The organism is Nocardia sp. NPDC004718 (assembly GCF_053601535.1).
On the sequence record NZ_JBSGCA010000022.1, the window covers coordinates 1 to 14,931 of the forward strand.

The following is a 14,931-nucleotide window of genomic DNA, read 5'->3' on the forward strand; positions in this document are numbered from 1 at the left end:
CAACGACCCGGTGGACAGCGAGAACGCGAGGACCGAGGCGGCCGCCACCAGCGTGGCGGCCGCGACGACCCGGCGGCCGCCGACGGCATCGGCCAGCCGCCCGCCGCAGACATTCCCGGCGACGCTCATCGCGCCGCCGCCCGCCAGCGCCAGACCAACTGCGCCCGTGGACAATCCGAAGTTGTCGGCGTAAAAGAGCCCGGCATTGGCGAACATCCCCTGCAGGCCCGCGGTCCACAAGAACGTGCACAGCAGGGTGTACACCACCGCCGCATCGCCCAGCGCCGCGCGGATCGGCGCGTCACCGGCCGCCGCCGTCGGCGCACCGCCCGGCACCCGCCTCGCGAGCGGTCCGAGCAGAGCCGCGGCGGCGATGCCGATGCCCCAGAACGTCCAGTGCCACGACACCGCGCCGGCGAGGAACGCCCCCGCGGGCACGCCGGCCACCGACGCGCCCATCATCGCGCCCACGATCACGCCGATCGCGGCACCTCGACGCCGCGGCTGCACCTGCCCCGAGACATGGGCCAGGATCGCGGGCACCAGCATCGCCGCGCCGACGCCCGAGAGCACTCGAAAGCCCAGCAATACAATGAAATTCGTGCCGAATCCGGTCGCCGCGGTGCCGGCCGCGAAGACGGCCAGCCCGAGCGTCATCAGCCGCGTCCGGCCCCACCGATCCGACAGCGGCCCGAAGACCGGACCCGCGACCAGATAGGCCAGGGCGTACGCGGTGACCAGCAGTCCGCCCACCCGCGGCGGTGCGCCCACCTCGTGGGTGATCCGCGGTGCGAGCGGGGAGACGACCAGAGCGTCCAGCCCGACGAGACAGGCACAGGTGGCCAGCACGGTCAGCCAACGCCATTGCGGGACGGCGCGGGCCCGGGAGCCCGCTGCCGAGGTCACCACCGGGCCGGCAGCGTCTTCGGTCGCAGGGTCAGCAGTCCACTGGACCATTCGACGTCGTCCGGCGGCACGGCCAGCTGTAATTCCGGCAGCCGCCGCGCGAGGGTCGCCAGCCCGATCTCGAGCTCGAGCCGTGCCAGGCCCGCACCCGGGCAGAAGTGGCTGCCGTGCCCGAACGCCACATGTTTGACATCCTCGCGGAACAGATCGAGCCGGTCCGGATCGTGGACGTGGCGGGTGTCGCGCCCCGCGGCATGCATGATCGGGATGACGCCCTCGCCCTTGCGCACCGCGACGCCGCCCACCTCGAGATCGTCGGTGGCGATGCGCAGGAAGCCGATCTCCGAGGGCGGCGCGTAGCGCAGCAGTTCGTCCACCGCGTGCCGCACCACCTCCCGGTCATCGACGTGCGCGACCAGCGAGCGCCACTGATCCTGGTGCCGCAGTATTTGATACGTCGCGCGGCTGAGCGCGCTCACCGTGGTGTCGTGCCCTGCGACCAGCAGATTCACTGTCAGCCAGACCAATTCCTGCTCCGAGAGGCGGTCCCCGTCGTCGCGCGCGGTGATGAGGTCCGACAGCAGGTCCTCGCCGGGCGCGCTGCGGCGCTCGGCCAGCAGCGAGACGACATAGGCCGCGGACTCGTCCCTGGCCCGCAGCCGCTCGTCGGCGGTGTGGGCGGTGATGCTGACCAGATGATCGGTCCAGCGCTGGATGTCGGCCCGGCGCTCCCGCGACGCGCCGAGCAGATCGGTGATCACCCAGATCGGCAGCAGGGCCGCGAAGTCGTGGTGCAGATCGGCCGGACGCGGACCCGCTTCGAGGGCGTCGACGAGTTCGTCGGCGATCTCCTGGATCCGCGGCCGCTTCTGTTCGGCGCGTTTGGGTGTGAAGGCCGGCGAGATCAGCCGCCGCAGCCGCCGGTGGTCGGCGCCGTCCTGGCTGAGCAGATTGAAGGGATTGTCCCCGAAGTCGGGGCCCTTGATCACGCGCGGAGCTCCCGGCTCCCGCAGGGCAGCGCGGGACAACCGCGAATCCGACAGCGCCGCGACGACTTCGTCATATCCGGTGACCGCCCAGGCGGTGTCGCCACTGGGCATGCGGACCCGCACGACCGGGCACTGCGCGCGGAGTTCGGAAAAGCGTTCCGGCGGCTCGCCGAGTGGGCCGAGCGGAAAGGGGTAGGAGTCGAGATCTTCTTCGACGATTTCAGTCATCGGGATATTTCCTTCCAGAGCCGAAGGAGGTTGAGGGAAACCGAATCGGATACGATTCGAAAGTTTCAAAACTCTCGAACTAAACGATAGCAGCCGAGGTCTCCGTCAACAAGACGGAAACTCGGCGCCGCGGTCGTCAGCCCGCTTGTGAGGTGATGGCCACACTCGGCCGCAGATAGACGATCGCCTGCGCCCGAGTGCGCACCGATAACTTGCGCAGGATATTCGACACGTGGAATTTCACGGTCTTGTAGCTGACGTGCAGAACTTGAGCGATTTCGCTGTTGGACAATCCGTCGGCCACCAGGATCAGGATTTCCAGCTCGCGCTGGGTCAACGTGTCCAGAGCAGTGACCGACCGGGTAGAGGCCGCGGGCAGATAGGGCACCGTCGCTTCGAGCACGAGCCGGGTGATCGAGGGCGACAGCAGCGCCTCACCGCGGATCACGCTGTCCACCGCGTTCACCAGATCGACGGCACTGGAACGCCGTGAGACCAGGCCACGGGCGCCGGCCTGCAGATATCGCAGCAGCAGTTCGCTGTCGGTGCCGTCCGACACCACCACCACACCGACACCGCGGTCGGGACGGATGCCGGTGAAGCGGGCGGCCAGCGCGGGCCCGTCCCAGCCCGGGTTGGCACAGTGGTCGAGCACGACCACATCCGCCTTGCCCGCCGCGACCATGTTCAACGCCGCCTGGCTGTTGGTCGCAGGCCCGACCCAGCCGAGGTCGGGCATGCCACGCAGAATAGAAACCAGTCCGCTGCGCATGATCTGCTCCCCGCAGACCACCACTACTCGAGCCGCCGCCGTGTTCCGTCCGGCATCTTCGCCGAATTCGCCGGTCTCGTGATTTGCGCCTAACAACTTCATCTGCGCCCCGCAAGCTTCTGTAGTTATAGGTGGGTCCCGATTGTTGAGAATCCGATGATCTTCCCGACAACGTGAAATCGAAAGATGGTCACCGGCAAGATCGATATCTGTCAAACTATCACAGGCCCACGTGTGCGGCAACAGGTGCGCACTTCTACCAAAAATTCCGTCGCTATTAATAATCTCCGAGAGTATTAATGTTGTTCGAGGATTCGACGATCGTCCCATAACCGCCACCCGCCTCATCGCGGGGCCAGCTCGCGCACCGTGCGCCACACCGCGGCCGGCCCACCGGCCAGCAACTCCGGTGACGACTGGAGCATTACGACCGGCGTGTCGACGCCGGCGTCGACGTAGCGCTGAATCTGCTCGCGGCACCGCACCGCATTGCCGTGGATGAGAATACCGTCCACGACCTGGTCCGGGATCGCCGCAGCGGCCCGCCGCGGATCGCCGCTGTCGACGTACTTGTTCACCAGGGCAACCACTTCGGCGCGGCCGAGCCACTCGTGGAACGCGCGGTAGGACGGGCGGGTGAACAGGTGCGCGAGCATCCGGCGCCCGGCCGCGCGGGCGTATTCGACGTCCTCGGTGGGGCACACGAAGATGCGTGCCACCAGTTCACCGCGGCCCCGATCCTCGCCCAGTGCTCGCACGACGGTCGGAATATCCTCGGCCGCGAGGAAATTCGTGATCGATCCGGCCCCCTCGCGGAAGCCGAGCCGCAGCATCCGCGTGCGCAGCGCGCCGACCATGATCCGCGGCGGTTCCGCGGCCGCATAGCCCAGTTGGAAGCCTTCGAAGTCGATGGTGTCGAACGGACCCGTCACGACGCCGTGGGTGAAGACCTGCCGCAGGAAGCGGACCGTGTCGCGCACCCGGCGGTAGGGCTCGGCCATGGGGACGCCGTTCATTCCGGTGACCAGCTGCGGGCCCGAGGAGCCGACGCCGATGACCACCCGGCCGGGCGCGAGATCGGCCAGCGCCGAAGCGGTTTGGGCGATCACGGCGGGACCGCGCGTGTAGACCGGCACCACCGCCGTCCCCAGCCGAAGGCTCGGCGACCCCCAGGCCGCGGCCAGCACCAGCGGGGTGAAGGCGTCCACGCCGGCGAACTCGCCGGTCCACGCGTCGGTGTAACCGAGGTCGGCCAATTGCTCCAAGATCACGCGATGGTCGGGCAGCGAAACCAGCGGTAACGGCAGCGTGATTCCGTATCGGGGCATGAGAAACCAACCTCCCACATCATTGGTATCGGGGCGCTGTTCGGGCACCCCGCAGTCGTAATACGTTGGCCCGCAACTAAGTTTGATAGTTGTACATCTATCGAACTAAAGCTACTATTCTCGCTGTCGGCTTGGCAAGTACCGGGCCGGATCATTCCGGATTCCCGGTACGCGATAAAGGCAGGAATCACCTCATGTCGGAAATCAAAATCGAAATCGATGCGACCGAGGCCGGGTTCGATCCCGCGCGGCTGCGGCGCTTCGACGACTACCTCGACCGGCTCGTCGACGCGGGCCGCATGGCGGGCTGGGTCGGAATCATCGCCCGCGACGGCAAGGTCGTGCACGTCGGCACCGGTGGACATCGCGACGCCGAGGCCGAACTGCCGATGGCGACCGATTCGCTCTTCCGGGCGTGGTCGCTGACCAAGCCGTTCACCTCGGTCGCGGCGATGGCGCTGTACGAGGAGGGCGCGTTCGGGCTCAACGACCCCATCAGCGACTACATCCCCTCGCTCGCCGACGTCCGCGTCTACAAACGGCTCGGCGGCGGCAACCTGGAGACCGAGCCGGCCCGCGAACCCATCCGCATCTGGCATCTGCTCACCCACACCGCGGGATTCACCTACGGTTTCCACCACTCCCATCCGGTGGACGAGCTGTACGTCCAGCGCGGATTCGAGTGGAGCGCTCCTCCCGGCATCGATCTGGCCACCGCCGTGGACACCTGGGCCACGCTGCCGCTGCTGTTCGAGCCGGGCACCGCGTGGAATTACGGGGTGAGCACCGACGTACTGGGCCGACTCCTCGAGGTGGTGTCGGGACAGTCGCTCGACCGCGTGTTCGCCGAGCGGGTGCTGGATCCGCTCGGCCTGCACGACACCAAATTCTGGATCGCGCCCGAGGAGGTCGACCGGCTGGCGGCGATCTACATGGCCGATCCGGCGACGGGGCGTGCGGTACGCAACGACGTGCTGGCGGGCGGCGATCCGACGCAGCGGCCGAGCTGGCTGTCCGGCAGCGCGGGCCTGATCACCTCCGCCGCCGATTTCCATCACTTCCTGCAAATGCTGTTGCACAACGGCGCCTGGAACGGCGGGCGCGTGCTGTCGCCGCAGACGGTGAGATACATGACCACCAACCAGCTTCCGGGCGGCGCGGACCTGGGCGCGATCGGGCGCCCGGTGCTGCCCGCGCTCACCACCCTGGACGGCCTCGGTTTCGGCTTCGGCTTCTTGACCGCCGAGAATCCGGCCGCCACCAAAGTCATCGCGACGCCCGGCGAATTCTCCTGGTACTCCGCCACGAGTACCTATTTCTTCGTCGATCCGGTCAAGCGCATCACCGCGATGGCGTTCCCGCAGCTGTTCCCGTCCAAGGCGTTGCCGCTGTACTCGCGGCTGCGCCAGCTCGTGCACGCCGCGGTGGTCGACTAGCGCCGATCGCGAGCGGGGCGCCGGTCGCGATCGGCGTCCCGCCGCGATTGCTGGCTTGTTCATGCGACCACTTCCGTTGCTGCGCGAGCATTCCGCCCAATGCTGCTCGGAGCGCTGCGAACTGTCTTCGGCCGCGGGCCCGGTATCGCGCACGAGGCATCAGCCCTCGGTCCGGTCGGCGGACCTGGACCTTGGACCGGTATCGGACGAGAAAACGACTATGATCGAAATCTCGATCGGGCACCAACGCAGCGGAAGGCGGCCATCATGGCGCGAGTAGTGAACCAGCCCGCCCGCGACGACCTGGAACTCACCGCCATCTTCCACGCGCTGAGCGATCCGGCCCGGCTGGCGATGGTCTGCGAGCTGGCCGCGCGGATCGACGAGATGTCGTGCAGCGAGCTGAACCCCGACCTGACGAAGTCCACCCTGTCGCATCACCTGAAGGTTCTGCGCGAGGCGGGGCTCACCGCGACCCGCGTCGACGGCGTGCGCCGCATGGTCTCGCTGCGCGCCGCCGATCTCGACGCCCGCTTCCCCGGCCTGCTCGACACGGTGGTGCGCAGCGCCGCCGCGCCGGTCCCCGCGCAGGCCTGATCCCCCGAAAGGCACACCGGCACCGGCTCTTCCGTTGACGAGCGGCATGCCGCCTGTCACCATGTGGTCATGATTTCGATAATCTTCGAAATCTAGTACAACTACTCAAGGCAGGTGCCTCATGGTTTCCTCGACCACCGCTGCCCGCGACGAATCCGATGTCGGCAGCCGTCGGCTGCTGATCGTGGGATCGATCTGCGCGGCCCTCGTCGGGCTCGACGCGCTGATCGTCGCGCCGCTGGCGCCCACCATCACCAGGGACACGCACGCCTCGGTGGATTCGGCGGGATTGCTTGTCACCACATACGCCCTGGTCTACGCGGTGACCGGGCCCTTGTTCGGCCCGGTGTCGGACCGGTGGGGGCGGCGCAACGTCATCCTCACCGGGCTCACGATCTTCAGCATCGGCACCGCGTTGACCGGCATAGGCTCGAATTTCGCTGTGCTGCTGGTGTTTCGCGGCCTGGCCGGGCTCGGCGCGGCGATGATGGTGCCGAGCATCTTCGCCGCGGTCGCCGATGTCGTCGCACCGGAGCGGCGCGGGCGTGCCATCGGCATCATCATGGGCGCGCTCACCGGCTCGTCGCTGATCGGCGTGCCCGTCGGATCCTTCGCCGCGGACGCCTTCAGCTGGCGGGTGTCCTTCTGGGCCATCGCCGTGCTCGCCGCGCTGGCCTTGGCCGTCGTGCCGCTGACCCTGCCGCGCATCCCGGTCGCCGCGACCCAGGCCGCGGTGCATCCGCTGCGCGCGTACGTGGACAAGTTCCGCGCCGCGTTCAGCAATCCGTCCGTGTTGTTCGTGCTGCTGTCGACGTTCTTCTGGACCGCGGGAAACCAGGGCATGTGGGCCAATGTCGGCGTCTACTTCACGACCGATTTCGACCTGTCCACCACGGCGATCGGATTGGTGCTGCTGGTGATCAGCGCCGTGGGCGTCTGCGGGAACTTCCTCGGCGGGCGGCTCACCGACCGCTTCGGCAAGCGTGTAGTGATCGCGGCCGCCGGCCTGGGGGTGGCGGTGGCGCTGATCGCCTTCTCCAGCCTCGACGGTGCGCTGGTCGTGTCGGTGATCGTCGCGGCGCTGTGGGTGCTGGCGTTCAACATCGGCGCCTCCTCGATCACCACGCTGGTCAGCGAGTTGGCGCCGGCAGCGCGCGGTACCGCGCTGGGGCTGAACTCCTCCGCGCTGTACGCGGGGTCGACGGTCGGCACCTCCGCCTCGGTGGCGGTACTGTCGGGCACGCACAGCTTCGTCTGGCTCGGCATCACCTGCGCCGTTTCCTGCCTGCTGGTCTTCCCGATCGTGCTGGGCCTGGTCCACGAGCAGGCCGCCGAGGCGGTGGCGTGAGCCGCCTCGGCGGTCGCGGCGAAAGGTAGAATCGGCCCAGTGCGCGCACTCCAGCATCCCTCCATCGAATCGGTGAGCCTGCCCACCCTGCTGCATGCCCTGTCCGACCCGGTGCGGCTGGAGATCGTGGCAAGGCTGCGGCAGGAGGAGGCGATCACCTGCGGCGGATTCGACGTCCCGGTGAGCATGTCCACGCTCTCGCACCATCTCAAGGTGCTCCGGATGGCCGGTCTGCTGCGGGTGATCCAGGAGGGCAGCTACCGACGCAACGAATTGCGTTACGACGAGGTCGAGGCCCGCTTTCCGGGAGTGCTCAGCTCGATTCTGCACAACGCCCCCGCTCTCGTGCCGGCTACGAGCTGAAGGTCCGGGTGACCGGGCCGAAGGTCGAGGTGACCCCGGCTGCGGAGCCGCAGCCGGCGATGTCGGCGGTCAGGTACAGCCCCGCGCCGTCGACATGGTCGCCGAGGAATTCACCGTCGGTCACCGTGCCGGAGATGACGATCAGGGTTTGCCCGGCGGGCCGGTTGACGTAGACGGTCCGGAACTCGAAGGTGCTGTGCTGTCCGTTGTTCCAGTCGATCCGCGAGGTGCCGGTCCCGGCGGCAGGTCCGCACCCGATCGTCGCGGGCCCGCCCGCGTGGGTGGTGCCTCCGGTGATGGTCGCATCGCTGGAGACGCACGAGCCGAACACCGCGTCGGTGCTGATCCGCACCGGCCTGGGCGTATCGGTGATGCCAGGCGAGTAGCTCACCGTACTCGTTCCCGCACAGGCGATATGGGTGGCGGCGGCCCGCGCGGGCGAGGCGGGCCACAGGGCGGTCGCGGCGGCCACCGTGGTGACCGCCGCGGCCGTCAGGACGAACGTCCTCACAGGTCGGCTCCTTCCGTGGCGGCCGCCGGAGCGACGGTCAGCCCGGCGCTCGATGGCGGCGAGGTATCCGATTGCGAAGCAGCTGGTTTCGCCACCGCGGGTGCGGGGATCACCACCGCGGCAGCGACACGACGGCGGGGGCGGCTCCAACGCCGCACGATCGCATTCTCGAAGCCGGAGTACAGCCCCCAGGCGATCAGGGTGTCCAGCACCAGGAATCCGAGGATGACCAGGATCGCCGCTGGTGTCGCCCAGGCCTGCTGGATGCCGAACAACTGATGGCGATAGTGCAGGACGAGCTCGTGGATCATGTAGAACGCGAACGAGATGTCGCCGAGCCAGACCACGAAGCGCCACCGCCACGGCGAGAAGGTGCCGCGCACATCGGCGGTCGCGGCGGCCAGGATGAGCAGCGCCGTCGGGATCACGCCGACCGCGACCAGCGCCCACATGTACGGCGCCCAGAGCTGGACCACGAGCCCCGCGACGACCAGCAGCGAGGCCGGGGCGAGCGTCAGCGGCGCGCGGCGCCCCGACAGCAGCAGCTTCGCCAGCAGGATGCCCAGCAGGAAGTCCAGCACGCGCACCGGCGGAAAGAGGTAGAGGAACCAGAACTGGTATACCGGGACGTCGGTGGCGAACGGCACCCGCGGCCGATCCGGCAGCAGAAGCGCGAAGAACGGCAGCAGCACGATGGTCGCTAGCACGCCGATCGTGGCCGCCCACAGCCGTTCCGGGCGGATCCGCTCGACCGCGGCGAGCAGCCAGGGGAACAGCAGGTAGAACAGCGCCTCGCAGCACAGCGACCAGGCGACGGTGTTCATGCTGGCGAAGTTCTGCACGACCGGTACCCAGGTGTGCACCAGCAGCAGGTTCGGGATCGCCACCCCGGCGGTGACCGACTTGCCCGCCCAGATCAGCAGCCCGAAGGCGATGGCCCAGGTCAAGATGTGGTTGGGATAGATCTTTACCAACCGCCGCCGCCAGAACGCGCGTTTGGTGTCGCCCGGCCGCGCGGACCAGGTCAGGACGAAGCCGCTGAGGACGAAGAAGAACCCGACGCCGGTCCAGCCCTCGCGTTTCAGCAGAAACGACGCGGCGTGCTGGGCGTCGGGATCGGTGAAGAATCCTTCCAGCGAGATATGCGTGAAGAACACCAGAAGTGCTGCGGCGAACCGCATTCCGGTGAGCGTGTGCAAACGGGTGGATCGGGGCGCTATCGGCGCTTCGGTCACGGGAACCCTCCTGAGCAGACCGAGCGGAAAGAAGACCCGTTCAGTGTCCGAAGAGGGCATACCGGACGTCTTCGGTCAATGGACCGGTTCGGATGCCGGTCTCACGGCCGGTCCTGGACGGGTACCTGGACCGCGGACCCGGCCAGCACGGCCGCCAGACGGGGGCCGAAGCGCTCGGCCAGCAGGGCATCGCCCGCGGCGTCGGGGTGCAGTCCGTCGATCGTGAGCCCGGCGTCGGCGGCCCCGAACAACTCGTCGCCGGGAATCAGATGCAGGTTGCCGTCGCCGAGGCCCTGTAGGACCCGGACCACGTTCTCCACGAGTTTGCGCACGCCGGACAGCGTGAGCTCGTGCGGATTCGGCTCGTGTTCGCGCTCTACCCACACCGGCGGGGAGAAGACGACCACCGGCACGTCGGGGTGGGCGTCGCGGATGGTCTCCAGGAATCCGGCCGCCAGCCCGCCGAGCGAGCGTTCGGTGAACGGGCCGCGGATGTAGAGGTTGGGACCGAGTTCGACGGAGATCAGGTCGGCGGGCCTGCTCGCGATCGTCCGCGCCACGAACGGGTCCAGATAGGCCTGCGCGGCGAATCCGAGATCCAGCAGCCGCCAGCCGTAGCGCCGCGCGATGCGCGCGGGCCAGGTCTCGCTGGGCGAAGCGGTGACCAGGCATTGGGTGATCGAGCTGCCGTAGGTGATCCAGCGCGGGCCGGTCGCGGGCGCGGGCTCGATGGTGGCCGATGCGGCGACCGATATCGGGCCGACCTGGGTGATCGCGCCGCGGTGCGGAAGCCACAACTGCACTTCCGACCGCTCTCCCGGCAGCCGGGCGATCAGTTCCTCGGCGCCGGCGCCGACCGGAAGACTTTGCGACAGTCGCCCGTTCACGAAAACGTCCACGGTACGCGGACGCGGGGTCCACACCGGCGTCGAGTGCAGACTCAAGGACAGTTCGGGCGCGTCGGTCACGACGCCGATGCGCACACCGGTCGGGACCACGGCGTGTTCGGTCAGTTCCGGGGAGAACGCCGTGGCGAGCCGGCGCGGCGGCAGCCGCCAAGGCTGGCGCCAGCCATCGGATTCGGTCACATCGACGACGCCGTCCCAGCCGGTGGGTATGTGTGCTGTCGTTCGCTCGGTCATGACTTCGATTGTTATCGAAATCTAGATCAAAAGCCACACCTCGCGACGGGCGGTCATCGATCGACCGCCGCTTGCGCCGACTGCGCCGAATCCGGCTGTGCCACCACCACACTGGGCGTCCGGGCACGATCCAGCCGCAGCGCGAGCGCGGCGGCGCCCACGATCAACACCAGATGCACCCAGAGAACCGCCTCGACGGCCGTGGCGTACTCGCCGCGCCCGGGCCCGCTACCCGCCACGCCGAAGAACAGCGTCCCGAGCACGGCGAGTCCGACCGCACCCGAGAACTGCTGGGTGGTGTTCACGACTCCGGAGGCGCTGCCCGCCTGGTGCGGCTCGACCGTCGCCACCGTGACACCTAACGCGGCGGGCAGGATGAGCATATTGCCGAAGCCGAGCAGCGCGTTGCCGATGACAACCCAGCCGAGCCAGATGTGCCCGCCGAACCCGTGCAATGCCACGCCGAGCGCGATCAGTGTCACGATGTCGATGCCGCAGCCGAGCACGATCGCGCGGGCCTGCCCGTGCGCCGCGATCACCCGCCTGCCTGCCATCGGCGCCAGCACGACCAGCGCCCCGCGGGCGGCGAACGCCAACCCGGCATGTAAGGCGCTGAGCCCGAAGCCTTCCTGGAGCAGCAGCGTGACCGCGAAGATGCCGCTGGTGAACGTCGCCATGAACGCCACGTTGATCAGGAGGCCGAACACGGTCGATCGCCGCCGGAAGAAGTCGAGGTCGATGAGCGGGTCACCGCCCGCGGCCGCCAGGCGGCGCTCGTAGGCCAGCACCGCGAGCAGGCACGGCACGGCCGCGACCAGGCAGACCCAGGTCCACAGCGGCCAGCCCTGTTCGCGCCCGAACGACAGCGGCGCCAGCGCGAGCGCCAAGGCGGCCGTGATCCCGATCAGGCCCAGCGGATCCAGGCCGGGCCTGCGGTCGAGAGTGCGCGCGGGAAGCACCCGCACGGCGACGGCCAGCATCACCGCTCCCACCGGGAGATTGAGGAAGAACACGGAGCGCCAACCCCATCCGGCGACATCCGCCGAGATGAGTAGTCCACCGAGCACCTGCCCGACCACCCCGCTCGCCCCCGCTGTCACGCCGAACCAGGCCAGCGCCCGGGTCCGGTCCCCCGCGTCGAAATTGGCCATGATCGTGGCCAGCACCTGCGGGACCATGGCCGCCGCCGTGAGGCCCTGCAGGATGCGGGCGCCGACCAGTTCCACCGGCGACTGCGCGAGCCCGCACAGCATCGAAGCGACGGTGAAGCCGGCCATGCCGATCAGGAACAGCCTGCGGTAGGTGTAGAGGTCGCCGAGCCTGCCCCCGGTGATCAGACCGGCGGCGTAGGCGAAGATGTAACCGCTGACGACGAGTTCCAGCGCCGCCGGTCCCGCGTGCAGCTCGCCGCGGATCGCGGGCAGCGCGATGTTGACCACGTTCGTGTCGAATCCGGACATGAACGTCGCCGCGAGCACGACGGGGAGCAAGAGCGGCGACCGCTGCTGGTTCGGGGGCGTCACGATGCCTCCTGGAAGTCGTTGGAGGTCCAGTCTTTCGAGTCCGCGAGTCGCTGTCTTCGGCCCGCGGCCCAGGATCGGGGTGGGGCCGGGGACCGTAGGGCCTGGGCCGGTTCATGCCCGCGGCCCCGTGTAATCCGGCAGCGCGGGCACGGCCGCGAGGAGTTCGCGGGTGTACTCCTCGCGCGGCGTCGTGAACAACTCGTCGGCCGGACCGGATTCGACCACTCGGCCCGCGCGCATCACCACGATCTCGTCGCTCAGGTGGTGCACCACGCCCAGATCGTGCGAGATGAAGATCAGCGCGACACCCAGTTCGCGGCGCACCCGCAAGAGCAGGTCCAGGATCTGCGCCTGAATCGAGACGTCCAGCGCCGAGACCGGTTCGTCACAGACGATCAAGTCCGGCCCCGGCGCCAGCGCCCGCGCGATGGCGACGCGCTGCTGCTGGCCGCCGGACAGTTCGAGGGGGCGGCGCGACAGGACCGAATCGGGTAATCCCACCGCGGCCAGCAGGTGGCGGGCCCGAGCCTGCCGGTCGGCGCGCCGGACCTTTCCCGCCTCCAGCGCCTCGTCCAGCACCCGGCGAACGGTGAACCGCGGGTCGAACGAGCCCAGCGCATCCTGGAAGATGGCCTGCAGGCGCACCCCCGGAGTAACGGTGACCGTACCGCCGTCCAGCTTTTCCAGGCCCAGCAGCGCCCGCGCGAGTGTGCTCTTGCCCGAACCGGATTCGCCAACCACGCCGACGACTTGGCCGGGAGCGACCGAGAGGTCGACCCTGTCCAGCGCCGCGAACGGCGCACCGTCGGGATCGCGGAACACGCGGCGGGCGTCGAGCACGCGCACCAGCGCGCCCTTGGGCCGGGGCGTGCGCGGCGCGGGAAGCTGTGCCGCCAGGTCGAATTCGGCCGGCGACAGGCGTGCGCCGCGAGTGTGCGCCGACGGCACCGCGGCCAGCAGCAGGCGGGTGTAGTCGTGCGAGGGGTTGGTGAGCACCTCGGCCGTCGGCCCCTGTTCGACGATGCGGCCGTCGCGCATCAGCGCGATCCGATCGGCGACCTCGGCTACGGCCGCCAGGTCGTGGCTGATGAGCAGCAGCCCGGTTCCCGCGTCGCGGATTTCGCGCAGCAGGGCGAGAATTCGCCGCTGCACCGAGGCGTCGAGGGCGGTGGTGGGTTCGTCGGCGATCAGGAATTGCGGCTCGGCTGCCAGCGCCGTCGCGATCAGCGCCCGTTGCCGCAGCCCACCGGAGAGTTCGTGCGGATACTGCCGCAAGCGGCTGCGCGGGTCCGGAATCCCGACGCGGGTGAGCAACTGCTCCGAACGGTTCGTGACCTCAGCCGCCGCAACCGTGCGGTGAATCCGCAGCGCCTCGCGAAGTTCCTGCTCGATGCGCCGCAGCGGGTCCAGGGATCCCAGCGCGTTCTGCGCCACGTAGCCGACCGTGGCGCCGCGAACCCGGCGCCACCGGCGCTGCGACCAGCCACGGCCGTCCTGCCCGGCGATCCGTAACCGCTCCGCCCGCACCCAGCCGTCCCGTTGGGTCAACCCGATCAGCGCTCGCGCGGCGACGCTCTTGCCCGAACCGGATTCGCCCACCAAGGCCACGCATTCCCCGGCCTTGATCGTCAACGAGATCCCGTGCACCACCTCGGTGCTACCGAAACCCGCTGTCAAATCGATGATTTCCAGTGCTGTCATCGCGCCACCCGGCCCTCCGAGAGTCCTTGCCAGAAACGGGCCAGGACCGTGATCGATACCACCGCGGCGACCACGAACAGACCCGGGAAGACGCCGAGCCACCAGGCGCGGCTGAGCAGATTGCGGGACTCGGCCAGCATCGAACCCCATTCGGGCGTGGGCGGCACGGCGCCGAGCCCGAGGAAGCTCAGGCCCGCGCCCGCGATGATTCCGGTGCCGACGCCCAGCGGCGCGAGCACCAGCAGCGGCGCCAGCGCGTTGGGCAGGATGTGGCGCACCGTGATGCGCCATCGGCTCTGGCCGAGGGTGCGCGCCGCCTCCACGTAACCGCTGATCCGCACCACCAGGCCCTGCGAGCGGACCAGGCGGGCGTAGTACGGCGTCGCCGCCAGCCCGATCGCCAGGGCGGAGTTGCGCGCACCGGGCCCGGAAACCGCGATCAGCACGAGCGCCAACAGCAGCCCGGGAAAGGCGAGCAGAATCTCGGTCAGCCGCATCAGCACCGCGTCGATCAGCTTCGACGGACCCGAAGCCAGCAGACCCACGACCGATCCCAGCGCGACCGCGATCGCGGTCGCGGCCACGCCGATACCGAGGGAGGTGCGGGCGGCGTAGATGGTCCGGGAGTACACGTCGCGGCCGAGCCGGTCGGTGCCGAACGGATGGGCCGGGCTCGGTGGATGCAGCGCGACCCGCCAGTCGTTCACGGCGGGATCCACACCGGTGAGCAGATGCGGCGCCACCGCGGCCACCACGATCAACAGCAGGACGACGGCCGCGGGCCATACCGGCCACGGCACCGATCGGAACCGGACGGGCGACACGGTCCTGATGTTCGGGACGACGGTCATT

At 69.0% G+C, this 14,931-nt stretch carries 14 protein-coding genes; 4 read left to right on the forward strand and 10 right to left on the reverse strand.

Translation table 11 applies throughout. The annotated features are described in order from the left end of the window. The 4 genes from ACWEH3_RS18180 to ACWEH3_RS18195 form a co-directional block, all read right to left on the reverse strand. Window positions 1-909 (reverse strand): MFS transporter (locus ACWEH3_RS18180; protein ID WP_452358354.1); only part of this gene is annotated, 909 nt, incomplete at its 3' end. Beyond that, window positions 903-2,123, reverse strand: coding sequence for a cytochrome P450 (locus ACWEH3_RS18185; protein WP_450018300.1), 1,221 nt, complete (start codon window positions 2,121-2,123; stop codon window positions 903-905). The genes ACWEH3_RS18180 and ACWEH3_RS18185, both read right to left, overlap by 7 nt. Window positions 2,124-2,259: 136 nt before the next feature. Further along, a complete protein-coding gene (locus ACWEH3_RS18190; RefSeq protein WP_450018302.1) occupies window positions 2,260-3,111 on the reverse strand; it encodes a response regulator transcription factor in 852 nt (283 codons plus the stop codon). 128 nt (window positions 3,112-3,239) lie between these two features. Then, window positions 3,240-4,223 (reverse strand): LLM class F420-dependent oxidoreductase, encoded by a 984-nt coding sequence (locus tag ACWEH3_RS18195; protein ID WP_450018304.1) that lies wholly within the window; start codon window positions 4,221-4,223, stop codon window positions 3,240-3,242. Between the two features lie 194 nt (window positions 4,224-4,417). Between ACWEH3_RS18195 and ACWEH3_RS18200 the strand changes: the two genes are divergently transcribed. From ACWEH3_RS18200 to ACWEH3_RS18215, 4 genes are all read left to right on the forward strand, one after another. Further along, window positions 4,418-5,659, forward strand: a complete 1,242-nt coding sequence (locus tag ACWEH3_RS18200; protein WP_450018306.1) for a serine hydrolase domain-containing protein — start codon at window positions 4,418-4,420, stop codon at window positions 5,657-5,659. Between the two features lie 267 nt (window positions 5,660-5,926). Then, window positions 5,927-6,256: an ArsR/SmtB family transcription factor gene (locus ACWEH3_RS18205; RefSeq protein WP_450018308.1), complete on the forward strand. Its 330-nt coding sequence runs from the start codon at window positions 5,927-5,929 to the stop codon at window positions 6,254-6,256. 121 nt (window positions 6,257-6,377) lie between these two features. Next, a complete protein-coding gene (locus ACWEH3_RS18210; protein ID WP_450018310.1) occupies window positions 6,378-7,604 on the forward strand; it encodes an MFS transporter in 1,227 nt (408 codons plus the stop codon). 39 nt (window positions 7,605-7,643) lie between these two features. Continuing rightward, entirely contained in the window at window positions 7,644-7,967 is a 324-nt protein-coding gene (locus ACWEH3_RS18215) for an ArsR/SmtB family transcription factor (RefSeq protein ID WP_355079902.1), read from the forward strand. Here the strand turns inward: ACWEH3_RS18215 and ACWEH3_RS18220 are convergent. The 6 genes from ACWEH3_RS18220 to ACWEH3_RS18245 all read right to left on the reverse strand — a co-directional run bounded on the left by ACWEH3_RS18220 (window position 7,957) and on the right by ACWEH3_RS18245 (window position 14,930). Further along, a complete protein-coding gene (locus tag ACWEH3_RS18220) occupies window positions 7,957-8,478 on the reverse strand; it encodes a hypothetical protein (RefSeq protein ID WP_450018313.1) in 522 nt (173 codons plus the stop codon). The genes ACWEH3_RS18215 and ACWEH3_RS18220 overlap by 11 nt on opposite strands. Further along, window positions 8,475-9,713, reverse strand: a complete 1,239-nt coding sequence (locus tag ACWEH3_RS18225) for an acyltransferase family protein (RefSeq protein ID WP_450018315.1) — start codon at window positions 9,711-9,713, stop codon at window positions 8,475-8,477. Before ACWEH3_RS18225 ends, ACWEH3_RS18220 begins: the two co-directional genes overlap by 4 nt. A 101-nt stretch (window positions 9,714-9,814) precedes the next feature. Beyond that, window positions 9,815-10,855 carry an SGNH/GDSL hydrolase family protein gene (locus ACWEH3_RS18230; RefSeq protein WP_450018317.1) on the reverse strand — a complete coding sequence of 347 codons (1,041 nt, stop codon included), beginning with the start codon at window positions 10,853-10,855 and terminating at the stop codon, window positions 9,815-9,817. A 53-nt stretch (window positions 10,856-10,908) separates the two neighbouring features. Then, window positions 10,909-12,378 carry an MFS transporter gene (locus ACWEH3_RS18235; RefSeq protein ID WP_450018319.1) on the reverse strand — a complete coding sequence of 490 codons (1,470 nt, stop codon included), beginning with the start codon at window positions 12,376-12,378 and terminating at the stop codon, window positions 10,909-10,911. A 111-nt stretch (window positions 12,379-12,489) separates the two neighbouring features. After that, a complete protein-coding gene (locus ACWEH3_RS18240; RefSeq protein ID WP_450018321.1) occupies window positions 12,490-14,079 on the reverse strand; it encodes an ATP-binding cassette domain-containing protein in 1,590 nt (529 codons plus the stop codon). Further along, the gene (locus ACWEH3_RS18245) at window positions 14,076-14,930 is read right to left on the reverse strand and encodes an ABC transporter permease (protein WP_450018323.1); all 855 of its coding nucleotides are present in this window, start codon (window positions 14,928-14,930) and stop codon (window positions 14,076-14,078) included. The genes ACWEH3_RS18240 and ACWEH3_RS18245 overlap by 4 nt, the downstream gene beginning before the upstream one ends. Between the last annotated feature and the right edge of the window lies 1 nt (window position 14,931).